Origin of the sequence: Pantoea sp. Z09 (genome assembly GCF_022394795.1) — a bacterium.
GTDB lineage: Bacteria > Pseudomonadota > Gammaproteobacteria > Enterobacterales > Enterobacteriaceae > Pantoea > Pantoea latae.
Genome location: NZ_CP092373.1, coordinates 2862144 through 2879847 on the forward strand (window position 1 = coordinate 2862144; position 17704 = coordinate 2879847).

Genomic DNA, 17704 nt, shown 5'->3' on the forward strand with positions numbered 1-17704 from the left:
AGCCTGAAAGGGGAATCGTTGCCGGCGCGCTGCTGGTGGCGGCGAAACTGCGCATATAAGGAGCGACAATGTCACTGGAAAACGCACCTGACGAGGTGAAACTGGCGGTGGATTTGATCCAGCTGCTGGAGGAAAACCGTCTGCCCACCGAGACCGTGCTGGCGGCGCTGGCGATTGTGCAGCGCGATTTTGAGAAGAAGCGCGCCGCCGGTCAGTAGCCCTGGCGGGCTCCGGTCAGCGTCGGACTCAGGCGCAGCATATCAATAAAGGCCTCGACAATTTGCGGCGCGGCCGCCGCCAGGTCGAAGCTTTCCGGCGTAAACAGCCAGCTCTCCATCATGCCGTTGACGTAGCCGCGCAGCAGCAGCGCCGCCTGACGGGTGTTGAGCGCCACCGGTAATTGCCCTGCCTCAATGCACTCTTTCAAAACATCTTCTATTTTGTCATAGCACTCGGTGAGCAGGCTCTGCTGCATATTTTGCAGCGCGGCCATTTCGCCGACGAACTCGCACTTATGGAAAATGATCTCCATCAGGGCGCGGCGCTGAGGATCCTTTGCTGTGGCGTCAAAGATATAGATCAGCATCGCGCGCAAGACAGAGAGTGGATCGCCGGGGTATTTTGTCTGATACTCAAGTTCCACATCATCAAGCCCAGCGTCGGTGCGCAGCCATATTTCGTGTAACACATCGGCTTTATTTTTAAAGTGCCAGTAGATCGCGCCGCGCGTAACGCCGGCCGCCGCGGCAATATCTGCCAGCGAGGTCGCTGAAACGCCCTGGCGAGAGAATAACGCAAGCGCCACATCAAGAATTTGATGACGCGTTTCAAGGGCCTGGGCTTTGGTTTTTCGTGCCATAGGGGACTTTTATTACAAACTGGCAAGTTTACATACATTTGTGAATGTATGTACCATAGCACGACCCGGATTTTAGCGCAGCAATGGGTTGAGCGGTTTGTGATCCATTGATCAATTGATATCGGACACTAGAGGTTTATTTATGAATAAAAACAGAGGATTAGCGCCTCTGGCGGCCGTCCTGATGCTTTCAGGCAGCTTTGTGTTAACAGGATGTGATGATAATAAATCCCAACAAGCCGCCCAGCAACACCCGCCGGAAGTGGGGGTTGTCACCCTTAAAAGCGAACCCCTGAAGATCACCACGGAGCTGCCGGGCCGGACCTCCGCCTATCGTGTGGCTGAAGTGCGTCCTCAGGTTTCCGGTATCATTCTGAAGCGTAATTTCGTGGAAGGCAGCGATATTAAAGCGGGCGAATCGCTTTATCAGATCGATCCCGCCACCTACCAGGCCAGCTACGACAGCGCGAAAGGCGATCTGGCGCAGGCGGAAGCCAACGCGCGCATCGCGCAGCTGACGGTTAACCGTTACAAGCCGCTGCTCGGCACCAAATATATCAGCCAGCAGGATTACGACAACGCCGTGGCCACCGCCGCGCAGAATGCCGCCGCCGTGCAGGTGGCGAAAGCGAACGTCGAAACCGCCCGTATCAATCTGGCCTATACCAAAGTGACCTCGCCTATCAGCGGACGCATCGGCAAATCGTCCGTCACCGAAGGCGCGCTGGTGCAGAGTGGGCAGACCACCGCGCTGGCCACTGTGCAGCAGCTCGACCCGCTCTATGTCGACGTCACCCAGTCGAGCGACGAGTTTATGCGTCTGCGCGCGGAGCTGGAATCTGGCCAGCTGAAGCAGGTGGACGGCAAAGCGAGCGTGACTCTGCTGATGCAGGACGGCAGCGAGTCGGCGCAAAAAGGCACGCTGGAGTTCTCGGACGTCACGGTTGACGAAACCACCGGCTCTATCACCCTGCGCGCTATCGTGCCGAACCCGGATCATAAACTGCTGCCGGGCATGTTCGTCCGCGCGCGTCTGGAAGAAGGCACCAACCCGAATGCGCTGCTGGTTCCGCAGCAGGCTGTCGCGCGTACCCCGACCGGTCAGGCGACCGTGATGGTGGTCGGCGCTGACAACAAGGTGGAAGTGCGCAGCGTCAACGCTTCACAGGCGATCGGCGACAAATGGCTGGTGACCTCGGGTCTGAAAGCGGGCGAGCGCGTGATCAGCGTCGGCACCCAGCGCGCCAAACCGGGCGCGCAGGTGACGCCGCAGGAAGTCTCCGCCGAGCAGAAATCTGACGCCAACGCGCAATCTCAGCCTCAGGCTGAAAAATCTTCGTCTTAACAGGAGCCGTTGATACATGGCTAAGTTCTTTATCGATCGCCCCATCTTTGCGTGGGTAATCGCCATCATCGTGATGCTGGCGGGTGCGCTATCGATTCTTAAACTGCCGATCGAGCAATATCCCAACGTTGCTCCACCGGCGGTGCAGATTCGTGCCGCTTATCCGGGCGCCGATGCGAAAACGCTGCAGGACTCCGTGACGCAGGTTATCGAACAGAATATGAACGGTATTGATGGGCTGATGTACTTCTCATCAAACAGTGATTCTTCCGGTAACCTGCAGCTGACCCTGAGCTTCGAATCCGGCACCGATCCCGATATCGCGCAGGTTCAGGTGCAGAACAAACTGCAGCTGGCGATGCCGCTGCTGCCGCAGGAAGTGCAGCAGCAGGGTATTCAGGTGCAGAAATCCTCCAGCAGCTTCCTGATGGTGGCGGGTTTCGTCAGCGATGACGGCTCCATGACCCAGAACGACATCTCCGACTTTGTCGCCTCGAATATCAAGGACCCCATCAGCCGTACCACCGGCGTGGGCGACACCCAGATTTTCGGCGCGCAGTATGCGATGCGTATCTGGATGGATCCGGCGAAGCTGAATAACTATCAGCTGACGCCGGTTGACGTTATCAGCGCCATTAACACCCAGAACGCCCAGGTGGCAGCGGGCCAGCTCGGCGGCGCGCCTGCCGCGCCGAACCAGCAGCTTAACGCCTCGATCATCGCGCAGACGCGTCTGACCTCGACCGACGAATTTGGCAAGATCCTGCTGAAGGTGAACACCGACGGCTCGCAGGTTCGCCTGCGCGACGTGGCGAAGATCGAGCTGGGCGGCGAGAACTATGAGGTTATCGCGCGCTATAACGGCAAACCCGCTTCCGGTATCGGCATCAAGCTGGCGACCGGCGCAAACGCGCTCGACACCGCCAATGCGGTGAAGGCGGAGCTGGGCAAGCTGCAGTCGACCTTCCCGGCCGGCCTGAAGGTGGTTTACCCTTACGACACCACGCCGTTTGTTAAGATCTCTATCTTCGAAGTGGTGAAAACCCTGTTCGAAGCGATCGTGCTGGTGTTCCTGGTAATGTATCTCTTCCTGCAGAACTTCCGCGCCACGCTGATCCCGACTATCGCGGTGCCGGTGGTACTGCTCGGCACCTTCGCCATCATCAGCGCCTTCGGCTACTCGATAAACACGCTGACGATGTTCGGTATGGTGCTCGCCATCGGCCTGCTGGTGGATGACGCCATCGTGGTGGTGGAAAACGTCGAGCGCGTGATGGCCGAAGAGGGCCTGCCGCCGAAAGAGGCGACCAAGCGCTCGATGGAGCAGATTCAGGGCGCACTGGTGGGTATCGCGCTGGTGCTGTCGGCGGTATTTATCCCGATGGCCTTCTTCGGCGGATCCACCGGCGTGATCTACCGTCAGTTCTCTATCACCATCGTTTCCGCGATGGCGCTGTCGGTGCTGGTGGCGTTGATCCTCACGCCGGCGCTCTGCGCCACGATGCTGAAGCCGATCAAGAAAGGCGATCACGGCAAAACCACCGGCTTCTTCGGCTGGTTTAACCGCCTGTTCGACAAGAGCACCAACCACTACGTCGACAGCGTCGGCCATATTGTGCGCAGCACCGGCCGCTATCTGGTGATCTATCTGGTGATCGTGGTGGGTATGGCCTATCTGTTCCTGCGCCTCCCCTCTTCGTTCCTGCCGGAAGAGGATCAGGGTCTGCTGCTCGCGCAGGCGCAGCTGCCTGCGGGCGCAACGCAAGAGCGTACCCAGAAGGTTATGGATCAGATCACCGACTACTTCCTGAATAAAGAGAAGGACAGCGTGAAGTCGGTGTTTACCGTGAACGGCTTCGGCTTCTCCGGCCGCGGTCAGAACACCGGTATCGCCTTCGTCAGCCTGAAACCCTGGGATGAGCGCAGCAGCAGCGATCTGAAGGTGCCGGCGATCGCCGGTCGCGCCATGGGCGCGCTGGGCCAGATTAAAGATGCGATGGTGTTCCCGTTCAACCTGCCGGCGATTATCGAGCTGGGTAACGCCACCGGCTTCGACTTCGAGCTGATCGACCAGAACAACCTCGGCCATGAAAAACTAACCGAGGCGCGTAATCAGCTGCTGGGCATGGTGGCGCAGCACGGCGATACGCTGGTGGGCGTGCGTCCTAACGGCCTGGAAGATACGCCGCAGTACAAGCTGACCATCGATCAGGAAAAAGCGCAGGCGCTCGGCGTTTCGCTCTCCGATATCAACACCACGCTCGGCTCGGCCTGGGGCGGCTCTTACGTTAATGACTTTATCGATCGCGGTCGCGTGAAGAAGGTCTACGTCATGGGCGAAGCCAAAGACCGTATGCTGCCGGACGATATCAGCAAGTGGTATGTGCGCAACAGCAGCGGTACCATGGTGCCCTTCTCCGCCTTCTCGTCGGCGAAGTGGCAGTATGGCTCGCCGCGTCTGGAGCGCTATAACGGTCTGCCGTCAATGGAGATCCTGGGCCAGGCTGCGCCAGGCAAGAGTTCCGGCGATGCCATGAACCTGATGGAAGAGCTGGCGTCGAAGCTGCCGGCGGGCATCGGCTACGACTGGACCGGCATGTCCTATCAGGAACGTCTCTCCGGCAACCAGGCGCCTGCGCTCTATGCGATCTCGCTGATTGTGGTCTTCCTCTGTCTGGCGGCGCTCTATGAGAGCTGGTCAATTCCGTTCTCGGTGATGCTGGTGGTGCCGCTCGGGGTCATCGGCGCGCTGATCTTCACCACGCTGCGTGGACTGAGTAACGACGTTTACTTCGTGGTCGGCCTGTTGACCACTGTGGGTCTGTCGGCGAAGAACGCCATCCTGATCGTCGAATTCGCCAAGGATTTGATGGAGAAAGAGGGCAAAGGTCTGGTGGAAGCGACGCTGGAGGCGTGTCGTATGCGTCTGCGTCCGATCCTGATGACCTCGCTCGCCTTTATCCTCGGCGTGTTGCCGCTGGCGATCAGCACCGGCGCAGGTTCCGGCGCGCAGAACGCCGTCGGTACCGGCGTAATGGGCGGCATGGTCACGGCGACCGCGCTGGCGATCTTCTTCGTTCCGGTGTTCTTCGTGGTGGTGCGCCGCCGCTTCGGCAAGAACAAAGCGGAGCTGGAAAAAGGCCATCCGACCGAACAGAGCCATCAACACTGATTTTTGCTGAATGACAAAAGGCCGCGCAAGCGGCCTTTTTTTATGGCGGCGGCGGCAGCGAATGGATCAGGGTTGCATTTCCAAAAGAGGAGGCGCACAATAATGTTACTTTATAACATAACATTTGCGAGGCGTTATGAAACCGAACATTCATCCTGCTTACCGTCCGGTCGTGTTCCACGACACCACCGTCGATAAGTATTTCAAAATCGGCTCCACCATCAAAACCGAGCGCACCGTCGAGTTCGAAGGTGAAACCCTGCCCTACGTGACGCTGGACGTCTCTTCCGCCTCCCACGTCTACTACACCGGCAAGCAAAAAGATTTCACTAAAGAGGGCAGCGCCGCGCGCTTTAATCAGCGCTTTGGCCGCTTTCTTAAAAAAGGGAGCGAATGAGGATGCAGGTATTAAGCTCGCTGGCGTCGGCAAAAAAACGCCACAAGGACTGCAAGATCGTTCGTCGTCACGGACGGGTATTTGTGATTTGCAAATCAAATCCGCGCTTCAAGGCGGTGCAGGGAAGAAAGAAAAAACGTTAGGACGTGTCGTGATCGCTGGCCGGGGAACTCCCCGGCCTTTTTTTATTGCATGCTGTGGGCCATCGCCTCAACGTTATGGCGAAACGCCGCGATATAGGTCGGCGCCGGACCGGAAGGCTGAGACAGCGCTTCCGGATAGAGTTCGCCGCCCGGCTGCGCGCCTGTCGCGCTGGCGATCTGCTTCACCAGGCGCGGATCGGTCTGGTTCTCGATAAAATAGCTGTGGATATGCTCGGCCTGCAGCTGCTTGATCAGTCCGCCTACCGTGCTGGCGCTGGCTTCCGCCTCGGTAGAGAAGCCCACCGGCGCCAGGAAGGCCACGCCGTAGCGCTGACCAAAATAGCCAAAGGCGTCATGGCTGGTCAGCACTTTGCGCTTCGCCACCGGGATTGCCGCAAAGGTGGTTTCCGCCCAGCGGTCCTGCGCCTGCAGCTGCTGAATATAGTGTTCGCCGCTGCGGCGAATGGCGTCACCATCCTGCGGGTCAGCCTTGATCAGCGCATTCATCACGTTGGTAGCGTAAATGACGCCGTTGCGCATGCTGTTCCAGGCGTGCGGATCGGTGACGGTTTTCCCCTCTTCCTCCATGCTGCGCGTCGAGACGCCGCGCGAGGCGACCACCGGCTGGCCTTTATAGCCGGAGGCGCTCACCAGCCGATCCATCCAGCCCTCCAGCCCCAGGCCGCTGACAAACACCACGTCCGCTTTCGCCAGCGCCTGGCTGTCCTGCGGCGTCGGTTCAAAGGTGTGAGGATCGCCATCCGGCCCGACCAGCGATTTCACCTGCACGTGCTCACCGCCGACCTGCTTCACGATATCCGCCAGTACGGTAAAACTTGCGACGGCGTTAACGGTGTTCGCCATGGATAATGGGCTGATCAGCAGCGCGCCGATCGCCAGACTTACTGGTAACCTTTTCATATATACCCCTGTTTAATGGCGGCGGAGAATGCCGCCGCACGGTCCTGCCAGAATGGAAAGAAAAAAGAGCAGCGCGGCGCTCAGCACCACCGCCGGGCCGGCCGGCAGTGAGTAACGCCAGGAGAGCATCAGGCCGATTAGCGCGGCGGCGATCGCCAGCGCCATGGCGATGGCCAGCATCCAGGCCAGATGACGGCTCCAGAAACGGGCGCTGGCGGCGGGCAGCATCATCAGCCCCACCGACATCAGCGTGCCGAGCACCTGAAAGCCCGCCACCAGATTGAGCACCACCAGCATCAGGAACAGACCATGCACCAGTGGCGCGCTCCATCTGCCCTGGGCGCGCAGAAAGTCGGGATCGAAGGCGTCGATCACCAGCGCCCGGTAGATCGTCGCCAGCATCAGCAGGGTAAAGGCGGCGATGGCGCCGACCAGCAGCAGCGCCGGGCTGTCAACCGCCAGCAGCGAGCCGAACAGCACGTGCAGCAGATCGACGCTGGAGCCGCGCAGCGACACCAGCGTTACCCCGAGCGCCAGCGATCCCAGATAGAAACCGGCGAAGCTGGCGTCCTCTTTTAGCGGCGTGTAGCGGCTGACCGCACCGGAGAGCAGCGCCACCGCCAGCCCGGCGATCAGCCCGCCGACGCCCATCGCCACCAGCGACAACCCTGATATCAGATAGCCAATAGCGGCGCCCGGCAGCACCGCGTGCGACAGCGCGTCGCCAATCAGGCTCATACGGCGCAGCGATAAGAAGACGCCGAGCGGCGTGGCGCTGACGGCCAGCGCCACACAGGCCACCAGCGCGCGACGCATAAAACCGAACTCAATAAACGGCTGAATAAGCGTCATGATGCGAAGCGCCGTAGCGAAACGGACGCGAGGCGATCCCGACTCTCATCCAGCGACAGCACGTCGCTGAAATAGCGCTCAACCAGCGGCCGATCGTGCAGCACCACCAGCAGCGTGGTGCCCGCCTGCTGCTGCCGTTGCAGAATCGACATCAGCAGCGTCACGGTTTGCGCGTCAATACCGTTGAAAGGCTCATCCAGCAGCCAGAGCGGACTGCGCTGCAGCAGCAGGCGGGCAAAGAGCACGCGCTGCAGCTGGCCGCCCGACAGCGTGGCGGGCTGCGCGCCGGTGAACGTCTGCATCTGCACCGCCTCCAGCGCCTCATGGATTTCGCGCCGCATCTGCCGGTCGATGCCGCCAAACCAGCCGCAGCGCGGCCAGCAGCCCATCGACACCAGCTCAAATACAGTTAAGGGAAAGCGCGTCTCCAGCTCGCTGCGCTGCGGCATCCAGCCGATCGCTTTGCGCGGCAGACTTAGCTCGCACGCGCCGGCCACCGGCCGCAGCAGGCCAGCGATGGTTTTCAGCAGCGTTGACTTGCCGCTGCCGTTGGCGCCGATTAGCGCCGTCATGCTTCCCGCCATGAGTTCAGCATTAATTTCCGGGGTGACCGCGACCTTCTGATAACCCGCCTGCAGTTGGGTAAAACGCATCACGCACGCATTCCCCATACCATCGCCAGCGTCAGCAGCGCGATGACCAGCAGCGCGACCGCCACCCGACCACCCAGTGAAAGCAGCATTCCACTTTGATTCATGATCCACTCAATATGTTATAACATAACAATACACTACCTTATCTGCAGGTGGGCGGCGAGAGCAAACTGTTTCAAAAGTTATCAGCGGGCCGCAACGGCTGGCAGCAGAGATACGCCATTGCGCTGATTTGGCGAGAAAAAAGGCTAAACGAATAACAATGACAGGTTTTACCGTCTTTCTGCCTGTTGCAAAGTGGTTGCATAAGTCTAATGATCGGTTTATCAATCCAGAGAGCCGGAAAAAGATATGTCACTACAGCTCGAAAGCAATATCAATGGGGATAACCCAGGCATCCCAGAATTAACGGCGTTTATCCAACGGAATATTCCCAAAATAGCGCAGCCCCTGGCCGGGATCTGCAATGGTATTCACCCCACGCGCAGTTACTTCCTGAGAGTTTTAAAATAAAGTCTGTCGAAAAGTTAGCCAGCAATCGTTTTAAAATGCTTTATCAATTTAGCGGTCATATATTTAGTCCTTGTCTGGATTTAAACGAAACATTTACGCGTGAAGAGCAGGTTATGTTTCAGGTTTTTCCCGGCAGAGTTGAGTTCGAGCTGATTGACAACCAGCAACCCTCCCCTGCTGACGAATTGTAATATTTGGTAATTGAGGTGAGCAAATCTAATGATTGTGACGTATATTTAATGTGTCTTTCACTCTGACCGCTATTCAACATCGCTTCCTGGCCGCTTAACCTAAACTCGCCGCGCTGCGGCATCCGTGCAAGCTATGGAGGGGAAAAAGATGGACGAGTACTCACCGAAACGGCATGATATTGCCCAGCTTAAATTCTTGTGTGAGAGCCTGTTTGATGAAAGTATGGCGACGCTGACCGACAGCCACCATGGCTGGGTTAACGACCCGACTTCAGAGAGCAATTTACAGCTTAATGATTTGATTGAGCACATCGCTTCTTTCACGATGAATTACAAAATAAAGCATGCTGAAGATGAAGCCCTGATTACGCAAATCGACGACTATCTTGATGATACCTTTATGCTGTTTACTAATTACGGTATCAATGCACAAGATTTGAATCGGTGGCAGCGTTCCGCCCGGCGCTTATTTAATATTTTTAGCGAAGAGTGTGCTTACCTTCAGCAACCCAGTCACTCCATTTAGGTAAACATGAGACCGGTTTATTTATGAACGATAAAATGTTGACGAAAACCGATTATTTGATGCGGCTGAGACGCTGCCGCTCAATCGACACGCTGGAGCGCGTGATCGAAAAAAATAAGTATGAACTTTCTGATGATGAACTGGCGGTATTCTATTCAGCTGCCGATCACCGTCTGGCTGAACTGACGATGAATAAGCTTTACGACAAAGTGCCCGGCTCGGTATGGAAGTTTGTGCGTTAATAGCCTGTTTTGCTTCTCCCTTTGCTGCAACCTGCCCTTTTTGTTTCAGATAAATGTGTAACTCGCCATGGAATGGCGGTTATGAGCGTCGCTTGAGGATTTTTGGCGGGGAGAAAGTGGTGGAGGCCCTGCCAGCCACATCCCGGCACACGCGTCACCTGCTGCGGCTGCTTCCTTCCGGACCTGACCGAGTTCACAAGTTAGCATTGCGGGAGGACCAACAGAGCCTCCATTGACAAGCCCTCTTTCGAAGGCGGGGGCATTATCAGGGAAGGCCCGGCCAATTGCAAGCGCCGCCCGGGCGACCGTTGTTTTCTTGAACAGCACATCAACGCAGCGCCTCCTCTCTCTGTGCTACAGTGGCATTTTGCTTCTGGGACATCGCTATGGATCCGCAAGAGAGTTTTCAGCAGCGCATCTGGCACATCGTTGCCGCTATTCCCGCTGGCAAAGTCGCCACCTATGGCGATATCGCGCGGCTTGCCGGTTCACCGCGCGCCGCGCGCCAGGTCGGCGGCGTTTTGCGCCGTCTGCCGCCAGGTAGCCAGCTTCCCTGGCATCGCGTGATTAACCGACACGGCACCATCTCCCTACAGGGCGACGATCTGCTGCGGCAGCGCGACGCGCTGGCGGAGGAAGGCATAGAGATAAGCGACAGCGGACAGGTAGAGCTGGCACGCTATCGCTGGCAACCCTGACAAGCGGGGCGAAGACGCCCCGCTGCGAGTCGATTACAGGCTGGTCGGCGCAGGCACCGAAGAGGATGGCGTCACCTGGGTCGGTGACGTAGACGGCACGGTAGTGACCGCGCCCGGCTGCGTCAGCAGCGCGGTTTGCGGCACCGGCACCAGCAGCAGCTCCGCTTTGGTTCCGCCCTGATTGATCACCGGCTTCACGGCATCGGTAATAAACGCCAGCTTGCCGTCGATGGTAATCGCCGCGCTCAGCAAGATGCGCGCGTTGGGCTGGATATCGGCCGGATTAAACGGCAGGACAAACTGGAACGGTGCCTGCTTGCCCTGCGTGTGCACGGCGCGCTGCGACAGCACTTTTGACGGCGCATCCGACAGCGAGGCGTCGGAGAGCGTCACCGTCAGCACCGCGTCTGGCGGCAGCGCGATACGCTGACGGATATAGACCGTACCGCTTACGTTAGGCTGCGCGATAGCCGCCTGCTGCCCTGCTGCGCTGGCGCCCAGCGTCGGCACCGGAACCGGTTTGCTGTGATCGGCACAACCGGCGGCGGCTGCAATTAAGGTAATACCACTTACCACTTGCCAGAGTTTCATTGATGTCGTCTCCATCTGATCACTATGATTATCGGCTGCGAATGTCTCGTACAGGGTTTCACTCGCCTTATGTCCTTAATCCTGGCATAAAATGCAGATATTTCCTGTCGCCCTCCGGCGCACTCTTTGATTGACGGCAACTGGTCGGATCTTTCACACTGAGCCGGTTAACTTTGTGAGGATTGCACTATGAGCCAGGCGCTGCAAAATCTGCTGAATTTATTAAATCTGGAAAAGCTGGAAGAGGGCCTGTTTCGTGGCCAGAGCGAGGATTTAGGACTGCGTCAGGTGTTTGGCGGTCAGGTAGTGGGTCAGGCGCTCTATGCAGCGAAACAGACCGTGCCGGAAGCGCGCATCATCCACTCTTTTCACAGCTACTTCCTGCGACCGGGCGACAGCAAGAAAGGGATTATTTACAACGTGGAAACCCTGCGCGACGGCAAAAGCTTTAGCGCGCGCCGCGTCAGCGCCATTCAGAACGGCCAGCCGATTTTCTATATGACCGCGTCGTTCCAGGCGCCGGAGAGCGGCTTCGAGCATCAGAATGCCATGCCCGAGGTGCCCGGCCCGGACATCCTGGCCTCGGAGCAGGATCTGGCGCAGAAGATGGCGCATCTGCTGCCGGAAAAGGTGCGGGAGAAGTTTATCGCCGAGCGGCCGCTGGAGATACGCCCGGTGCAGATCCACAACCCGCTAAAAGGCCGCGTCGATGAGCCGGTGCGTCAGGTGTGGATCCGCGCCAACGGCGGCCTGCCTGCCGATCTGCGCATTCATCAGTATTTGCTGGGCTACGCTTCTGACCTCAACTTCCTGCCGGTCGCGCTACAGCCGCACGGCAAGGGTTTTCTGGAAGCGGATATGCAGGTCGCCACCATCGACCACTCGATGTGGTTTCACCGCCCGTTCAACTTCAGCGACTGGCTGCTCTACAGCGTGGTGAGCACCTCCGCTTCCGGCGCACGCGGCTTTGTGCGTGGCGAGTTCTATAACCAGCAGGGCGTGCTGGTCGCCTCTACCGTACAGGAAGGGGTCATGCGCCAGCGCAGCGAATAGGCAAGATCGCGCAGGCAAAAAAAAGGGGCGAATCATCGCCCCTTGTTGCTGTTGTTATTATTTAGCGCACTGCTCTTCTTTGCCCGACGGCTTACTGGTTGTAAGCGTTCTCGCCGTGGCTGTTGACGTCCAGACCTTCGCGCTCCTGCTCTTCCGGCACGCGCAGACCGACAATCATATCCGCCAGCTTAAAGCCGATAAAGGCGACCACTGCCGACCAGACGATGGTGACGCCGACGCTGAACAGCTGCACCCAGACCTGATGGCCCATGGTGACGCCTTCAGCATAGCCGACGCCGCCCAGCGAAGAGGAGGCGAAGACGCCGGTCAGGATACAGCCGACGATGCCGCAGACGCCGTGCACGCCGAAGACGTCGCACGGGTCATCCACGCGCAGCATTTTCTTCAGCGAGGTAACGCCCCACAGTCCAGCCAGACCGCCCACCAGACCAATAATCAGCGCGCCGCCGACACCCACGTAGCCGCAGGCTGGGGTGATCGCGACCAGACCCGCGATAAAACCTGAACAGGCGCCCAGCAGCGACGGCTTGCCGCGCACCGCCCACTCACCGAAGGTCCATGACAGCACCGCGCCCGCGGTCGCCACCACGGTGTTGAGGAAGGCCAGCGCGGCGATTTCATTAGCGGCGGAGGCGGAGCCGGCGTTGAAGCCAAACCAGCCGACATAAAGGATCGCGGTGCCGGTAAACACCATCGGCAGGTTGTGCGGTTTAAACGCCTCTTTGCCAAAGCCGGCGCGCTTGCCCACCAGATAGGCGCCCACCAGGCCGGCGATCGCGGCGTTGATATGCACCACCGTGCCGCCGGCGAAGTCCAGCGCCCCATCCTGTGCCAGGAAACCGCCCGCCCAGACCATGTGCGCAATCGGCAGATAGGCCAGCGTGACCCACACGCCAACGAAAATCAGCACGGCGGAGAAGCGAATACGCTCGGCGATGGCGCCGACGATCAGCCCCACGGTAATACAGGCGAACGATGCCTGGAACGCCACGTGGATATACTGATAGAAGCTGCCCATCACTGCTTTCAGCTCGATGTTTTTCAGCATCGCCCACTGGAAGCTGCCGAAAAAGGCGTTGCCTTCGCTGAACGCCAGCGAATAGCCATAAATAATCCACAGCACGCAGACCAGCGCAAAGGTCACCGCCACCTGCGTCAGCATCGAAAGCACGTTCTTGCCGCGGATTAAGCCGCCGTAAAACAGCGCGATCCCTGGAATCGTCATAAACAGCACCAGCGCGGTGCAAATCATCATAAATGCGTTATCGGCCTTATCCGCAACGGCAGGCGCAGCCATCGCCAGCGACGGTACCAGCGCCAGGCTGATGAGGCCCAACAAGGTGAATGCTTTATTCATTTTTTTCCATCCCATCAGATTACGTAGCCGAAATTACAGCGCTGCTTCGTCGGTCTCGCCGGTGCGAATACGGATAACGCGCTGAAGCTCAGCGACAAAAATTTTGCCGTCACCGATCTTGCCGGTGTAGGCCGCTTTGCTGATCACATCCACCACCTCGTCGAGCTGGTCGTCAGCGATGGCGACATCGATTTTGACCTTGGGCAGAAAGTTCACGCTGTACTCGGCGCCGCGATAGAGTTCCGCATGGCCCTTCTGGCGGCCAAATCCTTTAACTTCAGAGACGGTCAGCCCCTGAATGCCGATAGAGGAGAGGGCTTCGCGCACATCCTCCAGTTTGAACGGTTTGATGACCACGGTAACCAGCTTCATTGCATCCCCTCCGGGTAGTAGACAAGTGAGTCGCGTCAGACACGCAGAGACAGAAGCAAAGGCTGTGCCAGGAATACAAACAGGGACAGAAAGAGAGGTAAAAGCAGCGCAGTACGGCTCGGGTCAGGAGAGCGAAAGCGGCTGCTCAGAAAAGCGAGGCGTAGCGGTTAAAAAACTGCACTTCTTTGGTGCTGGTGGCCTCAAAGAAGTGCACAGATACAGAACATTCTGATAATTGCGCGCAAAAAAGGTGCAATCTAGTCAACGGCGGCGATCGCCTTGCCCGACGCGAGTTCATCACCCGCCTGCTGCAGCTGATACATCTGCCAGTAGCGTCCCTGCCGCGCCAGCAGCGCGGCGTGATCGCCCTGCTCTACCACCTGACCGCGATGCAGCACCAGAATGGTGTCCGCCTCGGTAATGGTCGACAGACGATGAGCGATAACCACCAGCGTGGTGTGCTGGCGCAGCGCGCGCAGCGTCTGCTGAATCGCCTGCTCGGTGCCGGAGTCGATGTTGGCGGTCGCTTCGTCGAGGATAAGGATCTGTGGCATCTCCACCAGCACGCGCGCCAGCGCCAGCAGCTGCTTCTGCCCGACCGACAGCGTGTTGCCCTGCTCGCCCAGGCGCGTATGGATGGTATCGGGCAAGGCGCGCGCCAGCGACGCCAGCTGCACCCGCTCCAGCGCCTGCCACACCGCCTCTTCGCTGATATCGCGGCCAAGGCGCACGTTAGCCAGCAGGCTATCCGCCAGCACCACCGGATCCTGCTGCACCATGGCGATGCCGCGGCGCAGCGTCTGATGGCTGAGCTGGCTAATGGGCCGGTCGTCCAGGCATATCTCGCCGTGCGTCGCCGGGTAGTAGCCCATCAGCAGGTTGGCGAGCGTGCTTTTGCCGCTGCCGGTATGCCCGACCAGCGCGATAAAACTGCGCGCCGGCACCTCAAGGTTGATATCGCTCAGCACGTTGCGATCGGCGCGATAGGCGAAGCTGAGGTGCCGCAGCGCGATGCGGCCAGACGCCAGCGGGCGATCGTCGGCGCCGTAGCGCTGCTGAGCCGCATCCATCAGCTCGAAAATACGTTCCCCCGACACCACCGCCTGCTGCAGCATCGACTGCTGCGTGGTGAGTTCGATCAGCGGTTCGTTCAGGCGCCCGAGATAAGTAATAAACGCATAGAGCACGCCGACTTCGAAAATGCCCGGCGAGGAGAAGCTAAACAGCAGCAGCAGACCGCAGAGGATCATCGCTGAAAACAGGCTAAGCAGCGGACGCAGCAGAAACCCGTCGAGCCGCAGCGTCTGCATGCGCGCCAGATAGTGCGCACGGCTGGCCTCGCTCATGCGCTCGCCGAAGCGCGCCTGCTGGCGAAACTGCTGGATGACGCTCATGCCGTTGATCACTTCGTTGAAGCCGTTATTGATATCCGCCAGATAGCTGCGCACGCGACGCGCGATCGGCGTGCTGTAGCGCTGATAAATCAGCATCACCGTCAGCACCAGCGGAAAGATCGCCATCGCCACCAGCGCCATGCGCCAGTCGAGGCTAAACATCGCCACCATCATCGCGCCGATCAGCGCCGCGCTGCGCAGCACCGTCGCCACCACCGTCACGTAGAGATCTTTAATCACTTCGGTGTCGTTGGTGACGCGTGAAATAATCTGCCCCACCGGTTGAGTGTCGAACGCGCTGAGCGGCTGACGCAGCGCCGCGTCCATCACGTCGCTGCGCAGCTGCTGCACGACGCCGATCGCCGCGCGGTTAAACAGCAGCGCCTGAAAATAGTGCAGCCCCGCCGCCAGCAGCTGCAGCAGAATAAAGCTCACCGCCAGTCCCGCCACAATGCCCAGCGGCATCTGATGTTTTGCCACCAGCTGGTCGATAAAGTAGCTGACCAGCACCGGCCCGGTCACTTCGGCCGCGGCGGCGATCCATAGCATGCCGACCGCGAGGCTCAGCGATTTACGCCACGGCTTGCCGTAGGCGAGCAGACGCTTTAGCGTCGGCCATAAGCGTTTAGATTTCGCCATCGCGCGCCTCTTTTGCCGGTTCGTCTTCGTCCAGCGCCGCCTCAAGCTGCTGATAGCGATACATATCGCGATACCAGCCCGGCTCGGCCGCCAGCGCCTCATGATCGCCACGCTGAGCCACTTCGCCCTGCTGCAGCACCAGAATTTCGCTCGCCTCCGTCAGCGCCGACAGACGATGCGCGCTGATGATCAGCGTGCGTCCTTTGCCCCACTGACGCAGGTTGTGCAGGATGTCATGCTCGGTGCGGCCGTCGACCGCCGATAGCGCGTCGTCGAGGATCAGGATCTCCGCGTCGAGCAGCAGCGCGCGCGCAATAGCGATCCGCTGCTTCTGTCCGCCGGAGAGCATCACGCCGCGCTCGCCCACTTCGGTCTGATAGCCCTGCGGCAGCCGCAGGATATCCTCATGCACGCAGGCCAGCGTCGCCGCGCGCTCAATCGCCTCCTGCGTGGCGCCAGGCCTGCCCAGCGCGATATTGCTCGCCACGCTGTCGGAGAAAAGAAACGGCGTCTGGCTGACCACCGCCAGGCGGCTGCGCCAGCTGTCGATGCGCAGCTGCGTCAGCGGCACGTCGTGATAGCGGATCTCTCCGCTGTCGATATCGAAGTGGCGCTGCAGCAGGCTGAGCAGCGTGCTTTTGCCACTGCCGGTCGGGCCGCACAGGCCGAGCATCTGGCCCGGTTTTAGCGTAAAGCGCAGATTGCGCAGCACCGGCGCGCCGCTGGCCGGATAGCGAAACTCGCGGATAGCCGCCTGCAGCGTTCCCGCTTCGGCGGGCAGCTCCTGCTCGCCATCCTGCACCGCTGGCGCCTCCGCCAGCAGCGCGCCGATGCGGCTCCAGGCGGCGCTGCCGCGCTCGACGATGTTAAACATCCACGCCAGCGCCAGCATCGGCCAGATCATCAGGCCGAGGTACATCACAAAGCTGGTGAGCTGACCGAGCGTGAGCTGTTGATGCCAGACCATCCAGCTGCCGCCGCCGATTGCCAGCAGATTGGCGAGGCCGATGGCGATGTAGATAGTCGGGTCAAAACGGGCGTCAACGCGCGCCACGCGCAGGTTTTTCGCTCCGGTGTCGCGCGCAATGGCGGAGAACTGTTCAGACTGGTGCGACTCAAGGCCGAACGCCTTGATCATGCGGATGCTGGTCAGGCTCTCCTGCGTCTGATCGTTCAGGCTGGAGAAAGCCGCCTGCGCCAGCTTGAAGCGATCGTGCAGCTGGTTGCCGTAGCGGTGGATAAACAGCGCCATAATCGGCATCGGCACCAGCGACAGCAGCGTCAGCTGCCAGCTGATCTGCAGGCTCATCACCAGCAGCACCACGCAGCCCATCACCAGCGAATCCACTAGCGTCAGCACCCCTTCTCCTGCGGCGAACACCACGCGGTCGACATCGTTGGTGGCGCGCGCGATCAGATCGCCGGTGCGATGGCGCAGGTAAAACGCCGGGTGCTGGCGGCTGAGCTGCCGATAGAAATCTTCGCGCAGCTCGACGGCGAGCTGATAGGAGGCGCCGAACAGCAGCACGCGCCAGACGTAGCGCAGCAGATAGGTCGCCACGGCGGTCGCCAGCATTACGCCGATCCACATCATAATGGTGCTGCCGCTCATGCTGTGGCGCGTGACGCCGTCGACGATCACGCCCACCAGATGCGGCGGCAGCAGCTGCAGGATCGCGATGATGATCAACAGAGTGACCGCGCCCAGATAGCGCCGCCACTCGCGAATAAAGTACCAACTTAACTGGCTGAATAATCGCACAAG

At 59.5% G+C, this 17704-nt stretch carries 19 protein-coding genes and 1 other RNA gene; 10 read left to right on the forward strand and 10 right to left on the reverse strand.

Translation table 11 applies throughout. From position 1 onward, the window contains the following. Window positions 1-68 precede the first annotated feature (68 nt). On the forward strand, window positions 69-218 hold the full coding sequence (gene rsmS, locus MC269_RS13780; RefSeq protein ID WP_081139337.1) for a pleiotropic regulatory protein RsmS: 150 nt from the start codon (window positions 69-71) through the stop codon (window positions 216-218). Here rsmS and acrR read toward each other — a convergent pair. Beyond that, a complete protein-coding gene (acrR, locus tag MC269_RS13785; protein WP_081139336.1) occupies window positions 212-859 on the reverse strand; it encodes a multidrug efflux transporter transcriptional repressor AcrR in 648 nt (215 codons plus the stop codon). The genes rsmS and acrR overlap by 7 nt on opposite strands. Window positions 860-1001: 142 nt before the next feature. Here acrR and MC269_RS13790 point away from each other — a divergent pair, with 142 nt between their 5' ends. From MC269_RS13790 to ykgO, 4 genes are all read left to right on the forward strand, one after another. Further along, complete coding sequence (locus tag MC269_RS13790) at window positions 1002-2204, forward strand: efflux RND transporter periplasmic adaptor subunit (protein WP_081139335.1); 1203 nt, start codon at window positions 1002-1004, stop codon at window positions 2202-2204. Window positions 2205-2220: 16 nt separating this feature from the next. Next, complete coding sequence (locus tag MC269_RS13795; protein ID WP_081139334.1) at window positions 2221-5376, forward strand: multidrug efflux RND transporter permease subunit AcrB; 3156 nt, start codon at window positions 2221-2223, stop codon at window positions 5374-5376. 136 nt (window positions 5377-5512) lie between these two features. Then, window positions 5513-5773, forward strand: a complete 261-nt coding sequence (locus tag MC269_RS13800; RefSeq protein ID WP_239952756.1) for a type B 50S ribosomal protein L31 — start codon at window positions 5513-5515, stop codon at window positions 5771-5773. A 2-nt stretch (window positions 5774-5775) separates the two neighbouring features. Continuing rightward, complete coding sequence (gene ykgO, locus MC269_RS13805; protein WP_071997379.1) at window positions 5776-5916, forward strand: type B 50S ribosomal protein L36; 141 nt, start codon at window positions 5776-5778, stop codon at window positions 5914-5916. 42 nt (window positions 5917-5958) lie between these two features. Here the strand turns inward: ykgO and MC269_RS13810 are convergent, their stop codons facing one another. The 3 genes from MC269_RS13810 to MC269_RS13820 are packed head-to-tail and all read right to left on the reverse strand — an operon-like array spanning window position 5959 to window position 8345. After that, window positions 5959-6837: a metal ABC transporter substrate-binding protein gene (locus MC269_RS13810; protein WP_081139332.1), complete on the reverse strand. Its 879-nt coding sequence runs from the start codon at window positions 6835-6837 to the stop codon at window positions 5959-5961. 12 nt (window positions 6838-6849) lie between these two features. After that, window positions 6850-7689, reverse strand: a complete 840-nt coding sequence (locus MC269_RS13815; protein WP_081139331.1) for a metal ABC transporter permease — start codon at window positions 7687-7689, stop codon at window positions 6850-6852. Then, complete coding sequence (locus tag MC269_RS13820; RefSeq protein WP_239952757.1) at window positions 7686-8345, reverse strand: metal ABC transporter ATP-binding protein; 660 nt, start codon at window positions 8343-8345, stop codon at window positions 7686-7688. Before MC269_RS13820 ends, MC269_RS13815 begins: the two co-directional genes overlap by 4 nt. 348 nt (window positions 8346-8693) lie before the next feature. Here MC269_RS13820 and MC269_RS13825 point away from each other — a divergent pair, with 348 nt between their 5' ends. The 3 genes from MC269_RS13825 (at window position 8694) to MC269_RS13835 (ending at window position 9814) form a co-directional block, all read left to right on the forward strand. After that, complete coding sequence (locus MC269_RS13825) at window positions 8694-8855, forward strand: hypothetical protein (RefSeq protein ID WP_239952758.1); 162 nt, start codon at window positions 8694-8696, stop codon at window positions 8853-8855. 339 nt (window positions 8856-9194) lie between these two features. Continuing rightward, on the forward strand, window positions 9195-9572 hold the full coding sequence (gene tomB, locus MC269_RS13830; protein WP_081139328.1) for an Hha toxicity modulator TomB: 378 nt from the start codon (window positions 9195-9197) through the stop codon (window positions 9570-9572). A 23-nt stretch (window positions 9573-9595) separates the two neighbouring features. Continuing rightward, window positions 9596-9814, forward strand: coding sequence for an HHA domain-containing protein (locus tag MC269_RS13835; protein WP_081139327.1), 219 nt, complete (start codon window positions 9596-9598; stop codon window positions 9812-9814). A 126-nt stretch (window positions 9815-9940) separates the two neighbouring features. On the opposite strand, the gene ffs is transcribed toward MC269_RS13835, so the two are convergent. Beyond that, an RNA gene (gene ffs / locus MC269_RS13840) (signal recognition particle sRNA small type) lies at window positions 9941-10037 on the reverse strand. A gap of 163 nt (window positions 10038-10200) precedes the next feature. Between ffs and MC269_RS13845 the strand changes: the two genes are divergently transcribed. Beyond that, window positions 10201-10512, forward strand: a complete 312-nt coding sequence (locus MC269_RS13845; protein WP_239952759.1) for an MGMT family protein — start codon at window positions 10201-10203, stop codon at window positions 10510-10512. Between the two features lie 33 nt (window positions 10513-10545). Here the strand turns inward: MC269_RS13845 and MC269_RS13850 are convergent, their stop codons facing one another. Beyond that, window positions 10546-11103 (reverse strand): YbaY family lipoprotein, encoded by a 558-nt coding sequence (locus MC269_RS13850; RefSeq protein ID WP_239952760.1) that lies wholly within the window; start codon window positions 11101-11103, stop codon window positions 10546-10548. Window positions 11104-11292: 189 nt separating this feature from the next. Here MC269_RS13850 and tesB point away from each other — a divergent pair, with 189 nt between their 5' ends. Further along, window positions 11293-12156: an acyl-CoA thioesterase II gene (gene tesB / locus MC269_RS13855; RefSeq protein WP_239952761.1), complete on the forward strand. Its 864-nt coding sequence runs from the start codon at window positions 11293-11295 to the stop codon at window positions 12154-12156. Between the two features lie 91 nt (window positions 12157-12247). On the opposite strand, the gene amtB is transcribed toward tesB, so the two are convergent. The 4 genes from amtB to MC269_RS13875 form a co-directional block, all read right to left on the reverse strand. Continuing rightward, on the reverse strand, window positions 12248-13534 hold the full coding sequence (gene amtB / locus MC269_RS13860) for an ammonium transporter AmtB (protein WP_081139323.1): 1287 nt from the start codon (window positions 13532-13534) through the stop codon (window positions 12248-12250). Window positions 13535-13567: 33 nt separating this feature from the next. Further along, the gene (glnK, locus tag MC269_RS13865; protein ID WP_033752690.1) at window positions 13568-13906 is read right to left on the reverse strand and encodes a P-II family nitrogen regulator; all 339 of its coding nucleotides are present in this window, start codon (window positions 13904-13906) and stop codon (window positions 13568-13570) included. 257 nt (window positions 13907-14163) lie between these two features. Continuing rightward, window positions 14164-15939: a SmdB family multidrug efflux ABC transporter permease/ATP-binding protein gene (locus tag MC269_RS13870; protein ID WP_081139322.1), complete on the reverse strand. Its 1776-nt coding sequence runs from the start codon at window positions 15937-15939 to the stop codon at window positions 14164-14166. Next, window positions 15926-17701 (reverse strand): SmdA family multidrug ABC transporter permease/ATP-binding protein, encoded by a 1776-nt coding sequence (locus tag MC269_RS13875; RefSeq protein WP_239952762.1) that lies wholly within the window; start codon window positions 17699-17701, stop codon window positions 15926-15928. Before MC269_RS13875 ends, MC269_RS13870 begins: the two co-directional genes overlap by 14 nt. Between the last annotated feature and the right edge of the window lie 3 nt (window positions 17702-17704).

Excerpts from the sequence above, each read along its gene's own strand:
- rsmS (WP_081139337.1), top strand. The coding sequence starts at position 69 with ATGTCACTGGAAAACGCACCTGACGAGGTGAAACTGGCGGTGGATTTG.
- acrR (WP_081139336.1), bottom strand. The coding sequence starts at position 859 with ATGGCACGAAAAACCAAAGCCCAGGCCCTTGAAACGCGTCATCAAATT.
- MC269_RS13790 (WP_081139335.1), top strand. The coding sequence starts at position 1,002 with ATGAATAAAAACAGAGGATTAGCGCCTCTGGCGGCCGTCCTGATGCTT.
- MC269_RS13795 (WP_081139334.1), top strand. The coding sequence starts at position 2,221 with ATGGCTAAGTTCTTTATCGATCGCCCCATCTTTGCGTGGGTAATCGCC.
- MC269_RS13800 (WP_239952756.1), top strand. The coding sequence starts at position 5,513 with ATGAAACCGAACATTCATCCTGCTTACCGTCCGGTCGTGTTCCACGAC.
- ykgO (WP_071997379.1), top strand. The coding sequence starts at position 5,776 with ATGCAGGTATTAAGCTCGCTGGCGTCGGCAAAAAAACGCCACAAGGAC.
- MC269_RS13810 (WP_081139332.1), bottom strand. The coding sequence starts at position 6,837 with ATGAAAAGGTTACCAGTAAGTCTGGCGATCGGCGCGCTGCTGATCAGC.
- MC269_RS13815 (WP_081139331.1), bottom strand. The coding sequence starts at position 7,689 with ATGACGCTTATTCAGCCGTTTATTGAGTTCGGTTTTATGCGTCGCGCG.
- MC269_RS13825 (WP_239952758.1), top strand. The coding sequence starts at position 8,694 with ATGTCACTACAGCTCGAAAGCAATATCAATGGGGATAACCCAGGCATC.
- tomB (WP_081139328.1), top strand. The coding sequence starts at position 9,195 with ATGGACGAGTACTCACCGAAACGGCATGATATTGCCCAGCTTAAATTC.
- MC269_RS13835 (WP_081139327.1), top strand. The coding sequence starts at position 9,596 with ATGAACGATAAAATGTTGACGAAAACCGATTATTTGATGCGGCTGAGA.
- MC269_RS13845 (WP_239952759.1), top strand. The coding sequence starts at position 10,201 with ATGGATCCGCAAGAGAGTTTTCAGCAGCGCATCTGGCACATCGTTGCC.
- MC269_RS13850 (WP_239952760.1), bottom strand. The coding sequence starts at position 11,103 with ATGAAACTCTGGCAAGTGGTAAGTGGTATTACCTTAATTGCAGCCGCC.
- tesB (WP_239952761.1), top strand. The coding sequence starts at position 11,293 with ATGAGCCAGGCGCTGCAAAATCTGCTGAATTTATTAAATCTGGAAAAG.
- amtB (WP_081139323.1), bottom strand. The coding sequence starts at position 13,534 with ATGAATAAAGCATTCACCTTGTTGGGCCTCATCAGCCTGGCGCTGGTA.
- glnK (WP_033752690.1), bottom strand. The coding sequence starts at position 13,906 with ATGAAGCTGGTTACCGTGGTCATCAAACCGTTCAAACTGGAGGATGTG.
- MC269_RS13870 (WP_081139322.1), bottom strand. The coding sequence starts at position 15,939 with ATGGCGAAATCTAAACGCTTATGGCCGACGCTAAAGCGTCTGCTCGCC.